The following is a 6,678-nucleotide window of genomic DNA, read 5'->3' on the forward strand; positions in this document are numbered from 1 at the left end:
CCTGGAGGTTCCCCGGGCGGATGCCCGGGGGCGGGTCAGTAACCCCGCTGGCTCGCGTAGAAGACCAGCCGGTACTTGCCGATCTGCACCTCGTCACCGTTCGACAGGGCGACCTGGTCGATGCGCTCGCGGTTGACGTACGTGCCGTTCAGGCTGCCGACGTCGGCCACCGTGAACGAGCCGTCCGGGCTGCGGCGGAACTCCACGTGCCGGCGCGAGACCGTCACGTCGTCCAGGAAGATGTCGCTCTGCGGATGACGTCCGGCGGTGGTCAGCTCGCCGTCCAGCAGGAAGCGGCTGCCCGAGTTCGGACCGCGGCGCACCACGAGGAGCGCGGAACCCAGCGGCAACGCGTCGACGGCCGCCTGTGCCTCGGGAGAGAGCGCCGGAATCGCCGTCTGGCCGGTCACCTCGGCGTCGTACGCCTCCAGGCCGGAGATGGAGATCGTGGAGGTCGTCTCGGACGCACGCTCCGGAACCGCCCCGGCACGCAGCGGCGCGCCGCAGTTGGAACAGAAACGGCTGTTCTCCGCGTTGCGGTTACCGCACCTCGTGCACACCAGCGCCGACATGGACGGATCCTCCTGCCGCGGCTGCCCCGCCGGGGCGTTCGACGCGTACGGACCGGGGGCAAACCCTCCACCCGTACCTGAGGTTGACGGTTGCCCGAAACCTATGCCGCTGGACTGCGCGGGGTCAACAGACGGCGCGCCCTGCCCACCCGAAGTGTCACCACCCGGACCAGCCACCTGGTCCCGGAACATCGGACGCCGACCTTCCGCGTCGGGCTGTGCGCGATGGCGAGCGGTCGCGTTGTCGCTGCCCTCTCGCGCGCTCTTGCCGAACAACTTCGCAAACAACTTCACGGGCGATTCCCCTTGACCGAAACAGACCCGCCCGTGGGGCAGGACGAACCCTGACTGAACGTACTGGCCGACCCGGACACCTTCACAACGTCCGTCTCCACCAGACAGTTTCCACCACGCACCACCCAATCGGTGCGCCGACCCCCCGCAACCTCATGCCCTCGCCGGACGCCGCCCATGCACCCCCGGTTCACTGGGGCGACGACCGAGCGTAGTCAGGCCGCTTCGCCGCTCGCAAGGCGTCCACGACGATCTTGCCCGACCGCTCAACAGTAACGGTGGCCTGTTCCTTCTCCAGAGTCTGCACGACGCCTCCAGGAATGTTGAGAGCCGGTTCCAGGTCCTGCGGCTTGCCGATGACCTGGAAACGATAGGGCGCGTTGATCTTGTTCCCGTCGACGCTCACGGTCTTGTCGGAGTCCGTGAGGTACGTGCCGGCGACGACCCGTACACCGTTCACCTGGATCGCCTCCGCACCCGCCGCGCGCAGCTCCTGGATCGCGTCGAGCAGCATGTCCGCCTCGACCGCTCCCTTCGTGTCCTCGATCGTCACCGTGATGCCGGGCCCCTGCGCGGCCACGGTGCCCGCGAGAATGCCGAGTTGCCGCTCCTTCTCGAGCGTCTGCCTACGGGCCTCCTCTGCCTGGTCGGAGCTGTTCTCCAGCTCGTCGCGCTGCTTCTCGAGGCCCTGCTTCTCGTCTTCAAGACGCTGAGTACGGTCGTCCAGTTCATCGAGGATGCGGACCAGATCCTCCTGCCGGGCTCCGCGCAGCGCGCTGTCACTCTCGCTGTTCGACGCCACCTGCACCGCCAGGCCGAAACCGAGGCCGAACAGGAGCAGGGCGACGATGAGTTGGGCCCGGGTCAGACGCGGCGGCCACAAACCCTTGACGAGCCGCTGCCTGCCGGTCAGCCCGGACCGCGGCTCGGGCCCCCGCTCCGAGAGCTTTCCGTCCGGGGCGTCGGCGCCCGGGGTCCCCGCCGACGGCGGCACCTCGTCCGGCAGCTCCTTGCGCAGCCTGTTCCCGCTCTGCTCGTCCTGGTCGCTCATCCGCCTCACGCCCGGAAGACGTGGCGACGGATCGCCGCGGCGTTGGAGAAGATACGGATGCCGAGGACGACCACCACACCGGTGGACAGCTGGGCCCCGACGCCCAACTTGTCACCCAGGAACACGATCAGCGCGGCCACGACCACGTTCGACAGGAAGGACACCACGAAGACCTTGTCGTCGAAGATGCCGTCGAGCATGGCCCGCAGACCGCCGAACACGGCGTCGAGCGCTGCCACGACGGCGATCGGCAGGTAAGGCTCGACGGCGGCCGGCACCTCGGGCCGGACCAGCAGGCCGGCCACGACTCCCACGACGAGGCCCAGTACGGCGATCACGATGTGCCCTTCTCGGTTATCGGCTGTGCTGTACGTACGATCACACTCGTGGCGGCCGGCAACCTGAGATCGTCCGCCGCGGATATGGCCGTCCGGATGCCGTAGTTCTCCTGCAGAACATGCAGGTACAGCCCATCGGCACTGTCCTGGAACCGGGTGCTGAGCCGCTCGCCGTCCCCGACCGCGAGCACCGTGTACGGCGGCACCAGCGGCTTGTTGTCGACCAGTATCGCGTCACCGGCGGCCCTGATCGCCGACAGCGCTGTCAGGCGCCGTCCGTTGATGGAGACCGCCTCTGCCCCCGACTCCCACAGCCCGTTGACCACGCGCTGCATGTCCCGGTCCCGGACCCGGCCCGTGTTGGAGAATCCGGACGTCCCGCGCGGCTGCCCGTCACCGCCCGTGCCCGTGTCCTTGGCGTCGTTCACCACGAGTCTCACACCCGGGCCGTGCACCTCGACGGCGCCCGACAGGATGCCCATCAGGTCGGACCGGTCGCTGTCGCCGTTCTTCTCGAGCGCCTCGCGCTGCCGCGCGCCCACGTCCTCGCGCAGCTTGTCGACGCTCTCCTCGAGCTTGTCGGCCGTGGAGGTCTCCCCCTCGATGCGGTCGATGAGCTCTTCGCGCTCCTTGGCGACGGCGGGCGCCGCGACCCGTGCCTGGGCCGCGCCGACCGTCACGACCAGGGCCGCCAGCACCAGCCCGGCGGCCAGTCCCAGCTTGGCCCGCAGGGTCTTGGGCATTCCGCCGGTGCCCTCGGCCTTCTTCCGCGCGGCGGCCTCGGCGTAGCCGTCGTCGAGGCTGTGGTCCATGACGTTGGTGAGCAAGGACATGGACGCGTCCGGGCGCGCGGGCCGCGTGAATGTGCTCCGAACGGGGGGTTGCTGCGGCATGCCGCACATCGTCGCACGCCACGGCCACTACCTCCGAACGGCCCCACCGGCGTGCCGGACAGGCCCCCTTGGGGACACTTGTCCGGCACGCACGCGTGCGGTGTATTTTACCGGCCCGCGCTGTCCACCACCGCGGACCACTCGTCGAGCAGCGCCTGCGCGGAGGCGTCGTCGGGCCCCTCGGCCCACAGATGGGTGACCGCCTCGGCCGGGTCGGGAAGCACCATCACCCAGCGTCCGTCGGTCTCCACCACACGCACCCCGTCCGTGGTGTCCACGAAGCGGTCTCCGGCCGCCTCGACGACCCGCCGCATCACCAGGCCCTTCACCGCCCACGGTGTGGCCAGATCACGCTTCAGCACGTGCGCCCGCGGGATCCGCGCGTCGATCTGGCTCAGCGTGAGCTGCGTCCGCGCCACCAGCCCGATCAGCCGCACGAAGGCCGCCGTGCCGTCGTAGACGCTGCTGAACTCCGGGACGATGAAGCCGCCCTTGCCGTCACCGCCGAAGATCGCGCCTTCCTCACCTCCGACCCGCGTCAGGTCGTCGGGAGAGGTGGTCGTCCACTCGACCTGGGTGCCGTGGTACGCCGCCACCTGTTCGGCGATCCTGGTGGTCGTCACCGGCAGCGCGACCCGGCCACTGCGCCGCTCGGCCGCGATCAGGTCGAGCATCACCAGCAGGGCCCGGTCGTCCTCGATGATGCGGCCCTTCTCGTCGACCAGCGACAGCCGCTCACCCACCGGGTCGAACCGCACGCCGAACGCCGCCCGCGAGGACGCCACGATCTCCCCGAGACGGACCAGCCCCGACCGCCGCATGTCGGCCGACTCGGTCGGCCGGGACTCGTCGAGCCCCGGATTGATGGTCAGCGAGTCGACGCCCAGCTTCCCGAGCAGACTGGGCAGTACCAGCCCCGAGCTGCCGTTGGAGGCGTCGACGACCACCTTGAGCCCTGAGTCCGCGATGCCCGTGATGTCGACGTTGCGCAGCAGCGACCCGGTGTACGAGTCGAAGACGCTGGACGGGAAGTGCAGGTCCCCGATCTCGCCGGGGAAGGCCCGCCGGTACTCCTGCCGCGCGAACACCCGGTCCAGTTTCCGCTGGCTCCCCTGGGACAGGTCGGCGCCCTGTCCGTCGAAGAACATGATGTCCACGGAGTCCGGTACCCCGGGCGTGGTCCGGATCATGATCCCGCCCGCGCTGCCCCGCGCGGTCTGCTGCCGCGCCACGGGCAGCGGTACGTTCTCCAGGTCCCGTACGTCGATGGCGCTGGCCTGCAGTGCGGAGATCACCGCCCGTTTCAGCGCACGGGCACCGCGGGAGTGGTCGCGGGCCGTGGTGACGGTGGAGCCCTTCTTCAGCGTGGTCGCGTAGGCACCGGCCAGCCGTACTGCCAGCTCCGGGGTGATCTCCACGTTCAGGATGCCGGACACGCCGCGGGCGCCGAAGAGATGCGCCTGGCCCCGGGACTCCCAGATGACCGAGGTGTTGACGAAGGCGCCGGCCTCGATGGTCTTGAACGGGTAGACCCGGACGTTGCCCTGGATGATCGATTCTTCGCCGACCAGGCACTCGTCACCGATGACCGCGCCGTCCTCGATCCGCGCGGCGCGCATGATGTCGGTGTTCTTGCCGACGACGCAGCCCCGCAGGTTGCTGTGCGGCCCGACGTACACGTTGTCGGCCACGACGGCCTTGTGCAGGAAGGCGCCGCTCTTGACGACGACGTTGGAGCCGACGACCGTGTGTTCCCGGATTTCGGCGCCGGCCTCGACCTTGGCGTAGTCGCCGATGTAGAGGGGTCCTCGGAGCACGGCGTCGGGGTGTACCTCGGCGCCCTCGGCCACCCAGACGCCGGGCGAGATCTCGAAGCCGTCGATGTCGACGTCGACCTTGCGCTCCAGTACGTCCGCCTGGGCCTTCACATAGCTCTCGTGGGTGCCGACGTCCTCCCAGTAGCCCTCGGCGATGTAGCCGTAGACGGGCTTGCCTTCCTTCATCAGCTGCGGGAAGACATCACCGGACCAGTCGACGGGCACGTCGGGGTCGACGTAGTCGAATACCTCGGGCTCCATGACGTAGATGCCGGTGTTCACGGTGTCCGAGAAGACCTGGCCCCAGGTCGGCTTCTCCAGGAAGCGCTCGACCTTGCCCTCTTCGTCGACGATGGTGATGCCGAATTCAAGCGGGTTGGGCACGCGTGTCAGACACACGGTGACGAGCGCGCCCTTTTCCTTGTGGAAATTGATCAGGTCGGTGAGGTCGAAGTCGGTCAGGGCATCGCCGGAAATGACGAGGAAGGCATCGTCCTTCAACGCCTCCTCAGCGTTCTTGACGCTTCCGGCGGTACCGAGTGGCTTCTCCTCGTTGGCATAGGAGAGCTCCATTCCGAGCTCTTCGCCGTCACCGAAGTAGTTCTTGACCAGTGAGGCCAGGAACTGGACGGTGACGACGGTCTCATTGAGCCCATGCCTTTTGAGCAGCCTCAGGACGTGCTCCATGATCGGCCGGTTGGCCACCGGCAGGAGCGGCTTGGGCATACTCGAGGTCATGGGACGAAGGCGTGTGCCTTCGCCTCCAGCCATCACGACGGCCTTCATGTCGGAAGCGTCCTCCTCTGCGAGACGACGGTTTGCCCGACTTCACCCGTCCAGCGTCCCGCACTTTCGCAGTCGGGGCCATCCGACTGCTGGGGGCCGCACTATCGGCGAGTTCTATCGGTCATGGTGTCCGCACGGACCAAGCGGCGGACCTGCACCACGTAGAGAACACCTGCCCACCAGTACAGGGTTGTACCCCATCCGGCGAACGCCCATCCGAAAACAGCGGCGAGTGACGCGATCCATCCGCTTCCGTCGCTGAGCAGAAGCAGAGGGAAGGCGTACATGAGGTTGAAGGTGGCTGCCTTCCCCAGGAAGTTCACCTGCGGCGGCGGATAGCCATGACGCCGGAGGATGCCCACCATCACCAGCAGGACCGCTTCCCGGGCAAGCAGTACAAGGGTCAACCAGAGCGGGAGAATCTCGCGCCAGGTGAGGCCCACCAGAGTGGACAGAATGTAAAGCCGGTCGGCCGCGGGGTCCAGGAGCCGGCCGAGGCTGCTGATCTGGTTCCAGCGCCGTGCGAGCTTCCCGTCCAGGTAGTCGCTGACTCCGCTCAGGGCCAGCACCAACAGCGCCCAGCCGTCGCTCTCCGGGCCGCCGAACTCGGGCCTGAGGATGAGCCACAGGAAGAGCGGCACGCCGGCGAGGCGCGCCATGCTGAGGATGTTCGGGATGGTGAGGACCCGGTCAGTCTGCACGCGGGTCTCCTGGACCTCCACGCGGGGGCCTCCTGGGGGGAAACGAGCCAATGATGCTCACTGACCTTACCTCAACGCAAAAAAGCTCTGGCTCTCGGGCTGTGTGCCCAAGAGCCAGAGCTCTAGAAGGAGTTCGGCGGCGTCCTACTCTCCCACAGGGTCCCCCCTGCAGTACCATCGGCGCTGTAAGGCTTAGCTTCCGGGTTCGAAATGTAACCGGGCGTTT

Annotated in this window: 6 protein-coding genes and 1 rRNA gene; all 7 read right to left on the reverse strand. The window is 68.0% G+C overall.

Going from position 1 to position 6,678, the window contains the following annotated elements:
- Window positions 1-35: 35 nt before the first annotated feature.
- Entirely contained in the window at window positions 36-995 is a 960-nt protein-coding gene (locus ACH4NX_RS26880; protein WP_351395366.1) for an FHA domain-containing protein, read from the reverse strand.
- Between the two features lie 61 nt (window positions 996-1,056).
- Entirely contained in the window at window positions 1,057-1,917 is an 861-nt protein-coding gene (locus ACH4NX_RS26885; RefSeq protein WP_351395369.1) for a DUF881 domain-containing protein, read from the reverse strand.
- Window positions 1,918-1,922: 5 nt separating this feature from the next.
- Window positions 1,923-2,255 carry a small basic family protein gene (locus tag ACH4NX_RS26890; protein WP_003977440.1) on the reverse strand — a complete coding sequence of 111 codons (333 nt, stop codon included), beginning with the start codon at window positions 2,253-2,255 and terminating at the stop codon, window positions 1,923-1,925.
- Window positions 2,252-3,157 carry a DUF881 domain-containing protein gene (locus tag ACH4NX_RS26895; RefSeq protein ID WP_351395373.1) on the reverse strand — a complete coding sequence of 302 codons (906 nt, stop codon included), beginning with the start codon at window positions 3,155-3,157 and terminating at the stop codon, window positions 2,252-2,254. The genes ACH4NX_RS26890 and ACH4NX_RS26895 overlap by 4 nt, the downstream gene beginning before the upstream one ends.
- A 98-nt stretch (window positions 3,158-3,255) precedes the next feature.
- Window positions 3,256-5,751 (reverse strand): mannose-1-phosphate guanyltransferase, encoded by a 2,496-nt coding sequence (locus ACH4NX_RS26900; RefSeq protein WP_351395376.1) that lies wholly within the window; start codon window positions 5,749-5,751, stop codon window positions 3,256-3,258.
- Between the two features lie 101 nt (window positions 5,752-5,852).
- Window positions 5,853-6,473 carry a CDP-alcohol phosphatidyltransferase family protein gene (locus ACH4NX_RS26905; protein ID WP_351395378.1) on the reverse strand — a complete coding sequence of 207 codons (621 nt, stop codon included), beginning with the start codon at window positions 6,471-6,473 and terminating at the stop codon, window positions 5,853-5,855.
- Between the two features lie 110 nt (window positions 6,474-6,583).
- A 5S ribosomal RNA gene (rrf, locus tag ACH4NX_RS26910) occupies window positions 6,584-6,678 on the reverse strand; the annotation flags it as partial.

Origin of the sequence: Streptomyces sp. NPDC017225 (genome assembly GCF_044331465.1) — a bacterium.
Lineage (GTDB): Bacteria > Actinomycetota > Actinomycetes > Streptomycetales > Streptomycetaceae > Streptomyces.